At 73.7% G+C, this 16742-nt stretch carries 9 protein-coding genes and 1 pseudogene; 1 reads left to right on the top strand and 9 read right to left on the bottom strand.

What is annotated here, in order from left to right:
* Positions 1-27 precede the first annotated feature (27 nt).
* The 7 genes from E4U91_RS25270 to E4U91_RS25240 form a co-directional block, all read right to left on the bottom strand.
* Complete coding sequence (locus tag E4U91_RS25270) at positions 28-741, bottom strand: glycoside hydrolase family 12 protein (protein ID WP_137308949.1); 714 nt, start codon at positions 739-741, stop codon at positions 28-30.
* A gap of 31 nt (positions 742-772) precedes the next feature.
* Positions 773-2971: a glycosyl hydrolase family 95 catalytic domain-containing protein gene (locus E4U91_RS25265; protein ID WP_137308948.1), complete on the bottom strand. Its 2199-nt coding sequence runs from the start codon at positions 2969-2971 to the stop codon at positions 773-775.
* The gene (locus E4U91_RS25260; protein ID WP_137308947.1) at positions 2968-4941 is read right to left on the bottom strand and encodes a beta-galactosidase; all 1974 of its coding nucleotides are present in this window, start codon (positions 4939-4941) and stop codon (positions 2968-2970) included. Before E4U91_RS25260 ends, E4U91_RS25265 begins: the two co-directional genes overlap by 4 nt.
* On the bottom strand, positions 4938-7130 hold the full coding sequence (locus tag E4U91_RS25255) for a WD40/YVTN/BNR-like repeat-containing protein (protein ID WP_137308946.1): 2193 nt from the start codon (positions 7128-7130) through the stop codon (positions 4938-4940). The genes E4U91_RS25260 and E4U91_RS25255 overlap by 4 nt, the downstream gene beginning before the upstream one ends.
* Positions 7131-7340: 210 nt before the next feature.
* Positions 7341-8300 carry a carbohydrate ABC transporter permease gene (locus E4U91_RS25250; RefSeq protein WP_137308945.1) on the bottom strand — a complete coding sequence of 320 codons (960 nt, stop codon included), beginning with the start codon at positions 8298-8300 and terminating at the stop codon, positions 7341-7343.
* The gene (locus E4U91_RS25245) at positions 8297-9376 is read right to left on the bottom strand and encodes an ABC transporter permease (protein WP_137308944.1); all 1080 of its coding nucleotides are present in this window, start codon (positions 9374-9376) and stop codon (positions 8297-8299) included. The genes E4U91_RS25250 and E4U91_RS25245 overlap by 4 nt, the downstream gene beginning before the upstream one ends.
* A gap of 27 nt (positions 9377-9403) precedes the next feature.
* Positions 9404-11107 (bottom strand): extracellular solute-binding protein, encoded by a 1704-nt coding sequence (locus E4U91_RS25240; RefSeq protein WP_137310990.1) that lies wholly within the window; start codon positions 11105-11107, stop codon positions 9404-9406.
* Positions 11108-11467: 360 nt separating this feature from the next.
* On the opposite strand from E4U91_RS25240, the gene E4U91_RS25230 reads away from it, so the two are divergent.
* The gene (locus E4U91_RS25230; RefSeq protein WP_137308943.1) at positions 11468-14383 is read left to right on the top strand and encodes a glycoside hydrolase family 3 protein; all 2916 of its coding nucleotides are present in this window, start codon (positions 11468-11470) and stop codon (positions 14381-14383) included.
* Positions 14384-14462: 79 nt separating this feature from the next.
* On the opposite strand, the gene E4U91_RS25225 is transcribed toward E4U91_RS25230, so the two are convergent.
* Positions 14463-15926, bottom strand: coding sequence for an aldehyde dehydrogenase family protein (locus tag E4U91_RS25225; protein WP_422070941.1), 1464 nt, complete (start codon positions 15924-15926; stop codon positions 14463-14465).
* A gap of 222 nt (positions 15927-16148) precedes the next feature.
* Positions 16149-16715: pseudogene (locus E4U91_RS39080) on the bottom strand (phosphatase PAP2 family protein); the annotation flags it as partial.
* Positions 16716-16742: the final 27 nt, after the last annotated feature.

The following is a 16742-nucleotide window of genomic DNA, read 5'->3' as shown; positions in this document are numbered from 1 at the left end:
CGCCGGCCCTCCGTCTCGGTCACCGCGTCAACTGCTGCTGACCGTCAGGTTGTTGGTCTGGAAATTCAGTCCGCCGGACGACGAGGTGATCTCGTAGCCGAACTGGACGTCGCCGATCGTCTCGTTGCCGAACCAGCCCTTGGTGTCCTTGATCCACTTCAGGATCGGCAGGACGTTGACGGTGCCGGAGGTCGAGTTCGAGGTGCGGATGAAGGAGAAGACCTCGTTGGCGCCGTTGCTGCCCTTGTAGACGGTCCAGGTGTGCCCGCCCAGCGTCACCGTGCCCTGCGAGGTGCCGAGGGGTCCGACGGCCCCGGTCTTGTTGACCCAGAGCATGATCTCGTAGTCGTAGTCGGTGTCCCAGATGTCGTACGACGTGTTGTACGCGCCGGACGACGGGACCGTGACGTTGTAGCTGCTGGTGAGCGAGGAGAGCGAGGTGATCGACTTGTTGATCACCTTCTTCGCGTCGGGGTAGGACTTGATGCCGCCGGTGTTGGGGTGGTCGGCCCACACGCCCCAGTTGGTGCCGGAGTTGGCCCAGATGCACTGGCTGCCGGCGCCGGAGCCCCAGATGTTGTTGTAGAGCGTGTAGCCGTTCAGCGAGGTGTTGCCCCACTGGTCGCAGGAGTTCCAGACGGCGGCCGAGGCGGGGGCGGAGGCCAGGCCGACCGTGGCGCCGATCGCGAGGGCGGGCGCCAGCGCCAGCCGGGTGAGACGGCTCAGTGTGCGTGCTGCCATGGTGTCCCTTCCATGGGTGGGGGGAGGGGGTTCACCGCGCCTCCAGACGGACGACGCGGTCCTCACCGGCGACCAGGTCGAGCGGCCGGGCACCGGAGGGGGTCCTGAGGTCGACGCGCCGGGTGCGCGTCGGGCGGACGACGGCCGTGGCACCCTCGGGCGTCCAGGTGAGGTCGATCCGCGCCCCGAACCGGGTGCGCACGCCCCGCAGTTCGCCCTCGCGGAGGGACGGGGGCGGCGCGGGGAGCAGGACCAGCCGGTCGGGGGTCGACTGGACCAGCGCCTCGATCAGCACCGTGGGCAGGGTGTGGGCGGCGTCGGCGTTGTAGACGTCGCGGTTCGGGTAGTGGGTGCTCATCAGGGACGGGTGGAAGAAGTCGCCCTCCAGCACGGCGCCGAGCGCCCGGCCGACGCGCCGGCCGTCCCGGAGGCGGGCCGCGACCAGGGCGTGGTGGAGGTGGCCGTGCGCGGAGTCGTTCTCCGCGCCGCGCAGCTCCAGCGCCCGCCGGGCGGCGGCGGCCAGGCCCGGGGTGTCGTACGGGGTGATCTCGTCGAGGGGCCAGACGCCGTAGAGGTGGCTGAGGTGCCGGTGGTCGTAGGAGTCCGCCAGCTCCGGGCGGGCCCATTCGGCGAGGGCGCCGTCGGCGTTGACCCGGTGGGGCGGGAGCCGGTCGGCGAGGGCGTGCCAGCGGTCGGCGTCCGGGGTGCCGGGGTGGTGGGCGGCGGCCGTGCGCAGGGCGTGGCGGGCCGCCGAGAGGTCCATGGCGGCGTCGAGCGTGCCCCGGCCCGCGTTCGCCGGCCGGTTCTCCGGGGAGTAGGAGGGCACCACGACGAGGCGTCCGTCGGCGTCGGTGCGGGTGAGGAAGTCCTCGTAGAAGGTGGCGACTTCGGCGAGGGCGGCGGCCGTCGCGGGGTCGTGTGCGCCCCGGGTGTCGTCGTGGTCGACGAGCGGCTTGAGCAGCCAGTCGGCGCCCGCGGTCCACAGGTGCAGCGGGTACTCGCGGCTGAAGTGGACGCAGTGGCCCGACTCGCCGTCGGTGTGGGCGGGCGCGACGGCGCCGCGGGCGCCGAAGACGGCGCGGGCGTTGTCCCGCCAGTCGGGCAGCTGGCGCCGGACCAGGGCGGCCAGGGCCTCGGTGACCTCGGGCAGGTCGGCGGCCGCGGCGCCGGCGGTCTGCAGGCCGAGGTTGGCGTCCAGGGTGAACGCGCCCGACCAGGCGGTGGTCCACTCGCCGGTCCACAGGCCGGTCAGCCGGGGCGGCAGGACGCCGGAGGAGGACAGCAGGTGGTAGCGGCCGGCCGCGAAGAGCCGTTCCAGCAGGGCCGGGCTGCCCGGGCGCTTCAGCAACTCGCTGCCGGGCAGAGCGCGTTCGGCGGGGTCGGCGCGCAGGTCGAGGGTGACGCGGCGGTAAGCCGTGCGGTGCCGGGCGAGGTGCCGCTCCAGCAGGTCGTCGTACGGCTCCTGCGCCAGGTCGCGCAGGGTGCGGGACTCGGCGGTGACGTCGAACTCGCCGGTGTGCCGGTGGACGCGGGTGAGCAGCAGGACGGCGTCGGCGTGCTCGACGCGCAGGCCGCGCGGGCCGAGGGCGGTCGTGCCACCGGTGACGGCGGCGACCGTGACGCCGGTGTAGGCGCGGTCGCCGCCCGGGTAGCGGGCCCGCAGGCTCAGCACGGCGCCCTCGGGGGTGAGGACGGTCCCCTGGCCGATGCCCAGGCCGGGCGGGACGCCGGGCAGGCGGTGGTCCAGGAAGAGGGTGAGGGAGGGGCCCGGCGCGGTGACGTGCTGGACGACCACGTCGTCGGCGCGGGAGACGAAGACCCGGCTGCGCCAGTCGCCGCAGGTCGCCTCGACGACCCCGGTGGTGAAGTCGACGCGGCGCCGGTAGGCGGGGCGGGGCTCCGGCGCGGTCCGGTCCAGGTGGATGCGGAACGCGGGGTGGAAAGGCTGCACCCACTGCAGCGGTCGTCCGTCGGTGAAGTCCTCGGCGGCGCCGGTGTCGCCGGCCAGCAACCGGTCCTGCAGCGCGGTGAGCCGGTCGGCGAGCTCCGGCGGCCCGGCGTGCTCCGAGCCGTTGGGGCGGACGAGGGTGTGCTGGGTGACGATCACCCGGTCGGCGTCCGGGTCGCCGGACACCAGGGCGCCGTGGTGGCCGTTTCCGGTGAGGAAGGCGTCCTCCCAGCGGGCGGCGGGCTCGGGTTCCCAGGTGCCGTGGACGGGGCCGGCGCTCATGACCGCAGCACCGCCGCCCCGTAGCGGCCGAGGGGCACCCGGTCCGTGTGCGCGGTCCCGGTCAGCAGGTCGTGGTTGGTGCCGGGGACGTCGACGACGACCGGCTCGCGCCCGTGGTGGAGCAGGAACAGCAGCTCGCCCCGGCGCACGGCCTCGACGTCCGCCGGGAGTCCTTCCAGGACGGGCCGGACCCCGGCGCCCGCGGCGATGCGGGCCAGCAGGGCGCGCAGGGCGTCCGGTTCGGGGAGGGTGGAGAGGTACCAGGCGCGGCCCCGGCGCAGGACGGCGGGCAGCCCGTCGAGTTCCCCGCCGACGTAGGGGATCGTCTCGTCCACCGTGTCGTCGGGCTCGATCTCCTCCGACCACAGGGTGCCGTCGAAGCCGTCGCAGGGGGCCCTCTCCCCCGCCTCCAGCGGCCACCACTCGTGCAGGGTGCGGATGCCGAACAGGGCGCGCAGCCGGGCGTCCATGCCGCCCTCGCGGACGCGGTCGTCCTGGTCGGCGACGCCCGTGAGGAACCCGCTGACCAGGGTGCCGCCGCCCCGGACGTAGGCGAGGAGGTGGTCGGTCGCCGCGTCGGTCAGGGCGTAGAGCTGGGGGACGACGACGAGCCGGTAGTCGCCGAGGTCGTGCTCGGGGTGGGCGAAGTCGGTGGTGAGGTGGGCCTCCCACAGGGCGCGGTGCCAGGCGTGCAGGACGTCCGGCAGGTCGACGCGGGCGGAGGGGCGGCCGTCCTGGGCGCTCGCCCACCAGGCGTGCCAGTCGTGCAGGACGGCGATGTCGGCACCGACCCGGCGGCCGGCCACCTCGGGCCCGATGCGGGCGAGGTCGGCGCCGAGCTCCACCACCTCCTGGAAGGTGCGGCCGCGCTCCCCGGCGTGGCTGACCATGCCGGAGTGGAACTTCTCGGCGCCCTGGCGGGACTGGCGCCACTGGAAGTAGTGGATCGCGTCGGCGCCGCGGGCCACGGCCTGCAGGGACCACAGGCGGTTCAGGCCCCGGGGCTTGGGGTGGTTGACCCCGCGCCAGTTGACGGGTCCGGCCGCCTGTTCCATGAGCATCCACGGGCCGCCCCGGGCCTGGGAACGGGTCATGTCCTGCACCAGCGCGCCGTGCTGGGCGCCGAGCGGGTCGCGCGGGTCGGGGTAGAGGTCGACGGAGACGACGTCCTCCTCCCCGGCCCAGCGCCAGGCGTCCTGCCCGGTCCACAGCGGCATGAAGTTGGTGGTGACCGGGAGGTGCGGGGTGTGCCGGCGCACGATGTCCCGCTCGGCGCGGAAGCACTCCAGGAGCATGTCGGAGGTGAAGCGGCGGAAGTCCAGCACCTGGGCCGGGTTGGTGAGGTAGTGGGCGCGGCGCGGGGGCAGGATGCCGTCCCAGGTGTCGTAGTCCTGGCTCCAGAAGGCCGTGCCCCAGGCGGTGTTGAGGGCGTCGAGGGTGCCGTACCGCTCGCGCAGCCAGCGGCGGAAGGCGGCCGCGGCCTCGTCGCCGTGGTCGTAGGTGCAGTACTCGTTGTTGATGTGCCACAGGGTGAGGGCCGGGTGGCCGGCGTAGCGGGCGGCCAGGTCCTCGGTGATCGCGGCGGCGTACCGGCGGTAGGTGGCGCTGGAGTGGGAGAAGTGCTGGCGGCCGCCCCACCACTCGGTGCGGCCGTCGGCGTCCCGGGGCAGGGTGTCGGGGTGCAGCCTCCCCATCCACGGCGGGGGCGAGGCGGTCGGGGTGGCGAGGACGACGCCGATGCCGTGCTCGTGCATCAGGTCCATCAGCGTGTCGAGCCAGGCGAACTCCCGTGCCCCCGGCTCGGGTTCGATCGTCGACCAGGAGAAGACCCCGAGGGTGACGGAGGTGACCCGGGCCCGCCGCATCAGCCGGACGTCCTCGCGCCAGGTCTCCTCGGGCCACTGCTCGGGGTTCCAGTCGCCGCCGAACAGGACACGACCGCGGGTCACCGCGTCGAGGCCGGGCCTCACACCGGCTCCCCGTACTGGATGCCGCGCCCGTTGGTGGCGAGGTAGACGCGGCCGTACACGCGCGGGTCGCCGGTGACGGTCTCGCCGGTCCAGCCCCACTGGTGGGCGTCGTCGTTGATCCGCACCCAGGTCCGGCCGCCGTCGTCCGAGCGGTGCACGCCGGTCGGCGGGCCGGTGAGGGCGCCCACCAGGTAGAGCGCCGGGTGGGCGGCGCCGGGCGCGGGCCGGCCGAAGCCGAGGGCGTACGCGGCCCGGCAGCCGGCCACCCGGGTGAAGGTCGCGCCGCCGTCGGTGGAGTGGTGCAGGCCGTTGTCCTTGGTGCTCAGCCACAGGTCGCCGGACCGCCCCGGCGTCGCGACCAGCTCGAACTGGCCGTCCCCGGAGGGCAGTCCGGTGGCGCGGGCGGTGAAGGTGCGCCCGCCGTCGGTGCTCGCGTACAGGGTGCCCGTGTCGGTGTCGTAGGCGTGGAAGAGCGCCGGGTCGACGGGGTCGGCGACCGGGGTGGCGCCCCTGGGGAAGGTGGGCACCTCGGACCAGGTGGCGCCGTCGTCGGCGGAGCGGTGGGCGGGGTACTTGGTGCCGTCCCAGTGGACGAACGTCCACAGCAGGACGCCGGCGTCGGCGCTCACGGCGACCGGCCCCGGCGCCTCCTTCGCGAGCGCGGGCTGCGCGGCGAAGGGCTGCCAGGTGCGGCCCCCGTCGCGCGACAGGGCGCCGTTGCCGTGGTCGCCCCAGCCCGTGCGCACGACGTACGACGGCCGTGCCGCGGCCAGCGCGAGTCCGGTCACCGTGCCGAACACCGGGTTCGTGGCCATCCCGCGCGAGGGGGACGCGGTGAGCCGGTCGTGGTACATCACGCCGACGTCCCCGAGCCCGCTGAGCAGGTGCGCCCGGCCCGTCGGCGGCGAGATCAGGTGCCGTACCGACGACTCCTCCAAGCCGCGGATCCGCGGCGCCCAGTGCCGCAGGTCGCGGGTGCCGTACAAGGTGGCGCCGGTGCCGTAGAGGACATGTCGGGAGTCGTACGGGTCGACCGCGACCGTCTGGATCCACCAGCCGAACTTGGGCCGCTCCTCGCCCCAGGTGAGGTACGGCGTCTCGGAGACGTCGAGGACGGCGGTGTCCTTCAGGGAGGTCCAGGTGCGCCCGCCGTCGGTGGTGCGATACAGGGTGTCGACGGCCGCCCAGCGGTTGTTGGTGGAGACGACGGCGGTACCGGGGCGGCGGGCGTCCACGGCGACGCCGCCGTAGCCGAAGGTGTCCGAGGCGCCGTCCGGGCGGACCGGGGTGACGTCGGTCCACGTGCCCGTGCCGACGGCCAGCTTGTGGACGCTGCCGTCCGACTGGCCGTTGGGCCCGGGGGCGTCGGCGTAGGTGACGTACAGCTCGCGGCTGTGGCGGTCGTACGCGGCACGGACCGGCACCTTGGCGGAGGTGCCGGCGGGCTGGCCGGGGACGGCCTCCCAGGCGGTGCCGTCGGTGGTGCGGTACAGGGCCGGTGCGGTGCCGTCGGAGTCGCCCCAGCCGGCGTACACGGCGCGGCCCGCCGCGACCAGCAGGGTGACGCCCTGGCCGGTCGCGGAGGGGGCGGCCGGGAAGGAGCCGACGGGCGACCAGGTCGCTCCCCGGTCGGTGGACCGCAGCAGGCCGTCGTGCCGGGTGCCGAGCCACAGGGTGTCGCTGTCCCGCGGGTCGACCAGCAGCCGCTCGCCGGTGCCCCGGCCGTCCTCGTTGGCGCCGAGCTTCACGGTGAGGTCGGTGCGGGACCAGGTGGCGCCGCGGTCCTCGGAGCGCAGCACGGCTCCGTTGCCGGCCCAGGGCTGGGCGTAGGTGCCGAGGGCCAGGTACAGCCGGTCGGGGTGGGCCGGGTCGACGGCGAGGGCCTCCACGCCGAGGAGGTTCCAGTCGTCCCAGCCGAGGTGGTCGGTGAGCGGCGTCCAGCGGGCGGCGCGGTCGTCCCAGCGGTAGGCCCCGCCGATGTCGGTGCGGGCGTAGGCGAGGCCCGGCACGGCGGGGTGGAAGAGCACGCCGGTGACGAAGCCGGTGCCGCCGATGGTCACGGTGCGCCAGCGGTAGGCGGGGCGTTCCGCTGCGCGGGCGCCGCCGGTGGGACCGGGCAGGGCGCTGCCCACGACGGCCACGGCGGCCCCGCCGAGGAGGCTGCGCCGGGACGGGGAGAAGGCGTTCATGAGGTGAACCTCGCTGGGTGTGCGGGGACGTGGGGGCGGGCCGGGGGTGGGACGCGCAGCCCGGCGCTGCGGGGTGCCGCCGCGCCGGGAGTCAGGCGGTGACCCCTGCCGACCTCAGGGGCGCGGGGAACTGCGCGACCAGCCCCCACCGGCCCGCGGACCGGCGACAGGACCAGGCACCCCCACCGGACGCGGACCCGGTGCCGGGCGTCAGCCCTTCACGGCTCCGGTCAGCATCCCCTTCCTGAAGTGCTTCTGGACGAACGGCGACAGCACCGCCACCGGCAGCAACGCCATCACCATCACGGCCATCTGGACCGCCAGCCCCGACAGCTGCCCGGTCCTGATCGCCTGGCTCAGCCCCACCGGCGCCTCCTGCTTCTGCACCAGCTGGATCATGACGTTCTGCAGCGGCATCATGTCCTGGTCGTTCAGGTACAACGACGCGTTGAACCACGCGCTCCAGTACCCGACGGCGTAGAACAGCGTGATCACCGCGAGGACCGCCCGGGACAGCGGCATCACGATCTGCCAGAGGATCCGCACGTCCCCCGCCCCGTCGATCCGCGCGCTGTCGACGAGTTCGGGCGAGATACCCATGAAGAACCCGCGCAGCACGAGGATGTTGAACACGCTCACCGCGCTCGGCAGGATCAGCGCGAGGTAGGTGTCGGTCAGCCCGAGGCTCTGCACCAGCAGGTACGTGGGGATGAGCCCGGCGCTGAAGAACATCGTCGCCAGCAGCAGCATCAGCAGCCACCGGTGCGCGAGCGACCCGGTCCGCGACAGCCCGTACGCGCACAGCACGGACACCGTCATCGAGAACAGCGTGCCGACCAGGGTGACGAGCACGCTGACGAGCGCGGCCCGGGTGACCTGGCCGCCGCTGAGCAGTTCCCGGTAGGCGATGAAGGTGAGGTCCTTGGGCACCATCACCAGTCCGCCCGCCTCGTCGATGGTCCGGCGCGAGGAGAGGCTGGTGACGACGACGATCCACAGCGGGAACAGGATCGCCAGGCAGGCGAGGGACAGGGCGATGCCCTTGCCCGCGAGGCCGGCCGGGGACGGTTCCTCCTCCCACGCGGGGCGCGCGGGCGCGGCCCGGCGGCGCGGCCCGTCGCCGCGTCCTCGTACCGGATCGCCCACGGGTGGGCCCACGACGGCGGTCATTTCTTGTACACCCCCTGCTCGCCCATGAGATGGGCCACCTTGTTCGCGGCGAGGACCAGTCCGATGCTGACGACGCCCTTGACCAGGCCGGCGGCGGCCGCGTAGCCGAAGTCCTGGTTGCGCACGCCGTTCCACCACACGAAGGTGTCCAGGACCTCCCCCGCGTCCGTGCCCACGGCGTCGCGCTGGAGCAGGATCTGTTCGAACCCCACGGTCAGGGCGTCGCCGACGCGCAGCACCAGCAGGAGGGCGATCACCGGGCGCAGCGCGGGCAGCGTGACGTGCCACATGCGGCGCCAGCGCCCCGCGCCGTCCATCGCGGCCGCCTCGTACAGGTCGGTCGGCACCGAGGCCAGCGCGGCGAGGAAGACGATGATCCCCCACCCGGCGTCCTTCCACACGCTCTGCGCGGTGAGCAGGAAGGGGAAGGTGTCCGGGTTCGTCATGATGTCCAGGCCGTCGTACCCGTTGCGGCGCAGCAGTTGGGAGAGCATCCCGGCGCCGCCGAACATCTGCTGGAAGACGGCGATGACCAGGACCCACGAGAAGAAGTGCGGCAGGTAGAGCACGGCCTGGGCGACGGCCCGCACCCGGGGCCGGACCACGCTGTTGATGAGCAGCGCGACCAGGATCGGGACGGGGAAGAACAGCAGGAGCTGGACGGAGAACAGCACCAGCGTGTTCTGGACGGCGTTCCAGAAAGCCGGGTCCTCGAACATCCGGTAGAAGTTGTCCAGGCCCACGAAGGGGCTGTTGAGGATCGACACGACGCCGTTGTCGCTGACGTACGGGTCGTAGTCCTGGAAGGCGACGACGTTGCCGAGGATCGGCAGGTAGTTGAAGACCAGGACGAGCACGACGGCCGGCAGCGTCATGAGGATCAGGACGCGGTCGCGCCGGAACCGGTGCCGCAGGCTCGCCCGGCCCGCGCCCCGTCCCCGGGAGGAGCCGGTGGAACCGGTGGAACCGGTGGTGCCGGTCGAGCCGGTGGAGCCGGTGGCGCCGCCGGACCGCGCCGTGGTCGTCGCGGGGGTGCTGGCCTCGGCGCTGCCCCGAGGCACCGTGCTGTGGGACACGGCCGTTCTCCTTGCCTCAGGACCTGGTCAGTTCGCCGCCGAGCCGTTCTCGTCGAGGAGCTTCTTGTACCAGTCGCGCAGCTTGTCGCCGCCCTGCCGCTTCCAGTCGGAGACGGCCTGCTGCATGTCGGAGATCTTTTTGTGGCCGCGCGCGATGTCGTCCTCGAGCTGCTCGAAGTTGCTGGCCAGGTTGGCGTAGCGGGAGGGCTCGGTGATCTGCAGGCCCCAGAAGGAGGTCTTCCTGGTGAAGCCGCCCATCTTCTGCTGCCAGGTGACCTGTCCCTCGGTGATGTCGGGGAAGTCGGGGTGGGCGAGGGTCGACGCGGGGCTCGCGATCATCACGAAGGCGTTGTTGACCTCGTTGTTGCCCCGGTCGTTCTTGACGGGGACGCCGTTCTTGATGGTGTAGTGCGTGCCCTCGACCCCGTAGTTGGTCATCATCCACTCCTTGGTGCCGTACGGCGCCGCGGTGACGTCGGCGACGGCCAGCACGTCGCGGACGACGGACTCGGAGGCCTTCTTGTTGACGAAGGCGAAGATGCCGGCGGGCTCCGCGGCCCACAGGGTCGGGTCGCCGCCGTCGGGGCCGAAGAGGTCCATGCCCCAGATGCGGAAGTCCGGGTTCTGGGTGGCCTGGGAGGCGCGCTGGCCGTACCAGCTGGAGATGTCGTTGTTGTAGATCAGGAACTCACCGGCGGCGAACTTGGCGCCGGGGTCGGTGGCCTGGCTCTTGCCGAGCTTGAAGTCGGGGTGGACGTACCCGGCGGCGAACAGCTTGCGCGTCCACTCCAGGGCCTCCAGGTACGCGTCGGTCTCCACGCGGTTGACCAGCTTGCCGTCGACGAGGTTCCACCACAGCGGCTTGTCCGAGCCGGGGAAGACGCCCCAGATGTTGAACGCGGTCCACTTCATGTCGCCGCAGGCCCACCGCTTGGCCCTGGCGTTGGTGATGTCCTTGCACAGGGCCGTGAACTCGTCCGGGGACGTGGGCACTTGGTAGCCCTCCCGCTGGAAGACGTCCTGGCGGTACAGGGGCACGATGTTCGTGACGTACGACGCCGGCATCGGCAGGCCCATGAGCTTGCCGCCGAACAGGGAGCGCTGCCAGGCGTCGGTGGGGATCGCCGCGAGGTTCGGGTAGTCCTTGACCTTGTCGCCGGACAGGTAGGGGCCGAGGTCGGCGAACTTGCTGATGACGGCGCTGGGTATCTTGCCCATCATGTTCCAGCCGGGAACGACCACCACGTCGGGCACGTCGCTGGAGGCGAGGACCGCGCCGAGCTTCTGGTCGTAGGTGTTGCCGTCCTGGTTGCGCCACTGGACGTCGACGCCGGTCAGGGCGTTCATCGAGGTGTAGTACGGGTTGTCCTGCTTGGGCGGCGAACCCCAGAACGGCGACATGACGGTGACCTTGCCGCCCTTGCCGAGCTTGCGGGGCACCGAGGTCTTCAGGGTGGCCACGTCGAGCTTGGCGGTGAACCCCATCGACGAGCCGTTCTTCGACGGGATGTCCGGCGTCACCACGTTGCTGGCCACGTACGCCGGCAGGAGCCGCTTGGCGTCCTTCCCCGAGGTGGTCCCCTCGCGCGAGCCCTTGTCCGCTCCGCCGCACGCGGCGAGCAGCGGCATCCCGCCGGCCACGGCCGCGGTGGCGACCGCTGTGGAGGCGAGGAAGCCCCGCCGGCTCGGTCCGGGGGAACCGGACGGGGAGGAAGCGGCGTTCGGCGTCATTGCGTCAACCCTTCGTGCCTTCGTGGCGCACCAGGACACCCGGCGGTGGCCGTCGGCTGCGGTGTCTCGAGTGGAACTGGCTGAGCGGAAGCGGCCTTCGGTGAGCGGGTGCCTCGGCGACGAGTCAGTCGAAGCGCTTCGATGTGCAGCGAGGTTAGGTGAAGGCCGGGGGGCGCACAAGGGCCGCTTCCAAGATTCCTCGGCAAGGCCCGGGAGTTGACGGCCTTCTTGCGCTGCTTGAGCTGTGGGCGGGCCGGACCGGTTGGTGGCGCAGGACGTCTTGACACCCGCACGGTCGTCGAATGAGCATCGAAGCGCTTCGAAAGCCCTCCCCCGCTCCAGCGCAAAGGGAAACCCCACGTGACCGCATCCCCGCCGCCCACGCCGCCGTTCCGCGATCCGCGGCTGCCGTTCGCGAAGCGCGTCGACGACCTGCTGTCGCGGCTGACCCGCGACGAGAAGGTCTCCTTCCTGCACCAGTTCGCCCCGGCCGTGGAGCGCCTGGGCGTCGCCGCGTTCCGCACCGGCCAGGAGGCCCTGCACGGGGTGGCGTGGATGGGCCCCGCCACGGTGTTCCCGCAGGCGGTCGGGCTCGGCGCGACCTGGAACCCGGAGCTGGTGCGCCGGGTGGGCGAGGCGGTGTCCCGGGAGGTCCGGGCGATGCGCGCCCGCGACGAGCGGGTGGGCCTGAACGTCTGGTCGCCCACGGTCAACCTGCTGCGCCACCCGCTGTGGGGCCGCAACGAGGAGGGCTACTCCGAGGACCCCCTGCTGACCTCGGCGATCGCCACCGCCTACACCCGGGGCCTGCGCGGCGACCACCCGGTGTACTGGCGCACGGCCCCGGTGCTCAAGCACTGGCTGGCGCACAACAACGAGACCGGCCGGGACGTCACCTCCTCCTCGGTGCGCCCGCGGGTGCTGCACGAGTACGACCTGCGGGCGTTCCGCGCGACGGTCGAGGCGGGTGCGGTGGCCGGGGTGATGCCGGCGTACAACCTGGTCAACGGCCGCCCCAACCACGTCTCGCCCCATCTGCGCGAGCACCTGCGGACCTGGACCGACCAGGAGCTGCTGGTCTGCTCGGACGCGGGCGCGCCCTCCAACCTGGTGGACTCCGAGCACTACTTCGACACCCACGAGGAGGCGACGGCCGCCGCGCTCGTGGCCGGCGTGGACAGCTTCACCGACCACGGCACGGACGGCTCGCCGATCGCGGCCCGGGTCCGGGGGGCGCTGGAGCGGGGGCTGCTGTCCGAGGCGGACGTGGACACGGCGGTGCGCCGCCAGCTCTCCGTCCGGTTCCGCCTCGGCGAGTTCGACCCGGACGACGACCCGCACGCCCACTCCGGCGCCTTCGACACCCCGGAGCACCGGGAACTCGCCCGGGAGGCGGCCGAGCAGGCGGTGGTCCTGCTGCGCAACGACGGGGTGCTGCCACTGGCCCCGGACACCCGGCTCGCGGTGGTCGGCCTGCTCGCCGACGAGTGCAAGCTCGACTGGTACAGCGGCACCCTGATCCACCGTTCGACACCGCTGGAAGCCCTGTACGAGCGGTTCGGCGCCGAGCGCGTGCGGTTCGCGGAGGGCGTGGACCGGGTCCGGCTGCGCACGTCCGCCGGGACGTTCCTGCACGTCCCGCCCGCGCCGGAGGCTCCCGACCCGGCGCGCGGTGCGCAGGGCGCCCTGGACCCGGCGCTGCTCGCGGGGCGCACCGACCTGCCGCCGCTGACCACGGACGCCGTCGGCACCGAGTTCGCGCTCGTCGACTGGGGCGACGGCGTGCTCACGCTGCGCGCGCCCGACGGCCGCTACCTGGCGGTGGCCGAGGACGGGTACGTGCGCGCGTCGGCCGACCAGCCCGGCGGCTGGGTCGTCCAGGAGACGTTCCGTCTGGAACGCCGGGGGGAGCACGGGACCGGTCACCTCCTGCGGCACCTGGGGACGGGGCGTCCCGTCTCGGTCGCCGCCGACGGCGTGAAGGTTGCCGCGCGGACCGCGGAGACGACAGAGCCCGCAGAGACGGCAGAGATGCCAGTGACCGCAGGGACGGCAGGGACGGCAGAGACCGCCGAGGTCTTCGAGGTCGTCGTCGCCGAGCACGGGACGGACGCCGTGCGCCGGGCCGCCGCGGACGCCGACGTGGTCCTCGTGGTGGCGGGCAACGACCCGCACATCCGCGGCCGGGAGACCGAGGACCGCACGACCCTGCGGCTGCCCACGCACCAGGAGCGGCTGCTGGAGGCGGCCCGGGCCGCGAACCCGCGGACGGTCCTCGTGCTGGTGTCGGCCTACCCGTACGCGTTCGCGCCGGGGCGGCTCGCGGCCGCGCTGTGGACCGCGCACGGCGGCCAGGCGGCCGGCACCGCGCTGGCCCGGGTGCTGGCCGGCGACGTCGCGCCCGCGGGCCGGCTGCCGCAGACCTGGTACGCCGACGACGCCGACCTGCCGGACCTGCTCGACTACGACGTGATCGGCGGCCGCCAGACGTACCGGTACTTCGAGGGCACCCCGCTGTTCCCCTTCGGCCACGGCCTGTCGTACGTGCCCTTCGGCTACGCCGACCTGGTCACCGCCGTCGCGGACGGCGCCCTGCACGTGTTCTTCACGCTCACCAACGCGGGGGACACGACCGCCGACGAGGTGGCCCAGCTCTACACGCGCGCGGTGGAGCCCTCGGTGCCCCGGCCGCGCCGCGAACTCCTCGCGCACCGCCGGGTGACGCTGGCGCCCGGGGAGACGAGGCGGCTGGAGTTCGCCGTACCGCTGCGGGCGTTCGCGTTCTGGGACGTGGCGCGCGGCGACTGGCGCCTGGAGCCGGGCCGTTACGACGTCCTCGTGGGCGCCTCCAGCGAGGACGTCCGGCTGCGCGCGACCGTCACGCTCGACGGGGAGCCCGCGGCGCCCCGCCCGGTGCTCCGACGGGGCCTGTCCGCAGCCGACTTCGACGAGCACGGCGGGGCCGCGCTCGTGGACCGCACGAAGGCCGCCGGGGACGCGGTGACCCCGGCCTCCGGCGGAACGGCCGAACTGCTCTACCGGGCCTGCGACTTCGTCACCGGCGTGCGCACCGTCCGGCTGGAACTGGCGGGCGGCGCGGGCACCGTGGAGCTGTCGGCGGGCGGCGCGCGCGCCACCGTGGAGTCCCCCGGCACCCCGGGGCCGTACGACTACACCACCGTCGAGGCCCCCCTGCCCGTCGCGGGCGGGACGCACGACCTGCGCGTGACGCTGCGCGGCCCGCTGCGGCTCGCGCACGTCGGCTTCTCCGGCTGAGCGACGTGGGCGAAGGGCCCGCACGACGACGGCCCGAGCCCCCGCACAGCGGGCTCGGGCCGTCGGCCGGGAGGGGTGGTTACAGGGCGAGCCCGGTCAGGACCAGGACGCGCTCGTAGGTGTAGTCCTCCATCGCGAACCGCACGCCCTCGCGGCCCACACCGGACTGCTTGGCACCGCCGTACGGCATCTGGTCGGCGCGGTAGGACGGGACGTCGCCGATCACCACGCCGCCGACCTCCAGGGCGCGGTGGGCCCGGAAGGCGACCTGGACGTCGTGGGTGAACACGCCCGCCTGGAGGCCGTACTTGGAGTCGTTGACGGCGGCGAACGCCTCGGCCTCGCCGTCGACCCGCTGCACGGTGAGGACCGGTCCGAAGACCTCCTCGCAGGACAGGGTGGTGCCGGCCGGCACGTCGGTGAGGACGGTCGGCGCGTAGGAGGCGCCGTCACGCTTGCCGCCGGTGAGCAACCGGGCGCCGGCGTCGACGGCCTCGCTCACCCAGGACTCCACGCGCTGGGCGGCGTCCTCGCTGACCAGCGGGCCGACGTCGGTGGCGTCGTCGGCGGGGTCACCGGTGACCTGTGCCTCGACCGCGGCGACGATGCGCGGCAGCAGCCGGTCGTACACGGCGGCGTCGGCGATCACGCGCTGCACGGAGATGCAGGACTGGCCGCCCTGGTAGTTGGAGAAGGTCGCGATGCGGGTCGCGGCCCAGTCCAGGTCGGTGTCGCTCGCGTAGTCGGCGAGGACGACGGCCGCGCCGTTGCCGCCGAGCTCCAGGGTGCAGTGCTTGCGCGGCACCGAGTCCATGATCGCGTAGCCGACCTTCTCGGAGCCCGTGAAGGAGATGACCGGCAGGCGCTCGTCCTGGACCAGTTCGGCCATGCGGTCGTTGGGGACCGGCAGGATGGACCAGGAGCCGGCGGGCAGGTCGGTCTCGGCCAGCAGCTCGCCGAGGATCAGCCCGGACAGCGGGGTGGCCGGCGCCGGCTTGAGGATGATCGGGGCGCCGGCGGCGATGGCCGGGGCGACCTTGTGGGCGCACAGGTTCAGCGGGAAGTTGAACGGCGCGATGCCGAGGACGACGCCCTTGGGGAAGCGGCGGGTCAGCGCGAGCCGGCCCTGGCCGCCGGCGTCGGTGTCCAGGCGCTGGGCCTCGCCGCCGTTGAAGCGCCGGGCCTCCTCCGCGGCGAAGCGGAACACCGAGACGGCGCGGCCGACCTCACCACGGGCCCACTTGATCGGCTTGCCGTTCTCGGCGGAGATCAGCCGGGCGATCTCCTCGGTGCGCTCGGCCAGCCGCCGGCTGACGTGGTCCAGGGCGGCGGCCCGGACGTGCGCCGGGGTGGCCGCGAAGTCCTCGCGGACGGCGTACGCGGCGGCCACGGCCTCCTCGGTCTGGGCGTCCGTGGGCACGCTCACGGTGGCGACGGTCCGGCCGTCCCACGGCGAGGTGACCTCGAAGGTGTCCGTGCCGGTGGCCTGGCGGCCGGCGAGCCAGAAGGCGTGGGCGGCGCCCACGACGGGTTCCTGGGGCATGTGCGAGTCCCGGCCCTTCCGCGTTGGGGATGTGCTGTGGCGTTCGGGGTCCACGGTAGGCGCGGCACCGGGCGGGGACGTTTGTCCGGGGCGTAGCAGTGCGGGGCCGGGGTGCGCCGCTTTGGCGTGATCGGCGTGCACCCCCCTCACGACCGCGCCCAGCGCGCCGAGCAGCACCGCTCCCAGGCACCAGCTCGCCACGACGTCCAGCGGCCAGTGGAAGCCCCGCCGGACGAGCCCGTACGACACTCCGAGGACGAGCAGCGCGCCCACGGCGACGGCCCCCCGGCGGGCCCGGTCGCCGCGCAGCCAGGGCAGCAGCACCAGCACGGCGCCGCCGTACGCCAGGAGCGCGGTGGCGGTGTGGCCGGAGGGGAAGTACCCGGTGCCCGGGGGGTTGACGGGGGGTCCGGGCCGGTCGGTCCAGTTCTTCACGGGGACCACCACGAGGGGCACCAGCGCCAGGCACACCAGGGCCGCGAGGGGCGCCGGCCACCAGCGCGGGACGCCGGCCGTCCAGCCGCGCCGGGCCACGTACACGGCGACGACCAGCAGCACGGGGAGGGCGACCTGCACGTTGCCCAGGTCGGACAGCAGCTCCCCCGCCCGGTCCGGCCGCACCAGCCAGCGGCTGACCCGCTCGTCGGCCCGCAGCAGCGGCCCGTCGGCCAGGACCTGCCAGGTGAGCAGCGCGAAGACCAGCAGGGGCAGGGCGAGCAATGGCGCCGGGAGCCGCGGCGGCAGGCGCCCGGGAACGCGGCCGGACTGCCGGGGCGGAGCGGTGGACATGGGTCCAGCGTGTCAGAAGACGGAAGG

Source organism: Streptomyces lasalocidi (assembly GCF_005280215.1).
Taxonomy (GTDB): Bacteria; Actinomycetota; Actinomycetes; order Streptomycetales; family Streptomycetaceae; genus Streptomyces; species Streptomyces longwoodensis.
The sequence above is the reverse complement of the archived record's forward strand: the minus strand, read 5'-3'. Positions and strand labels throughout refer to the sequence as shown.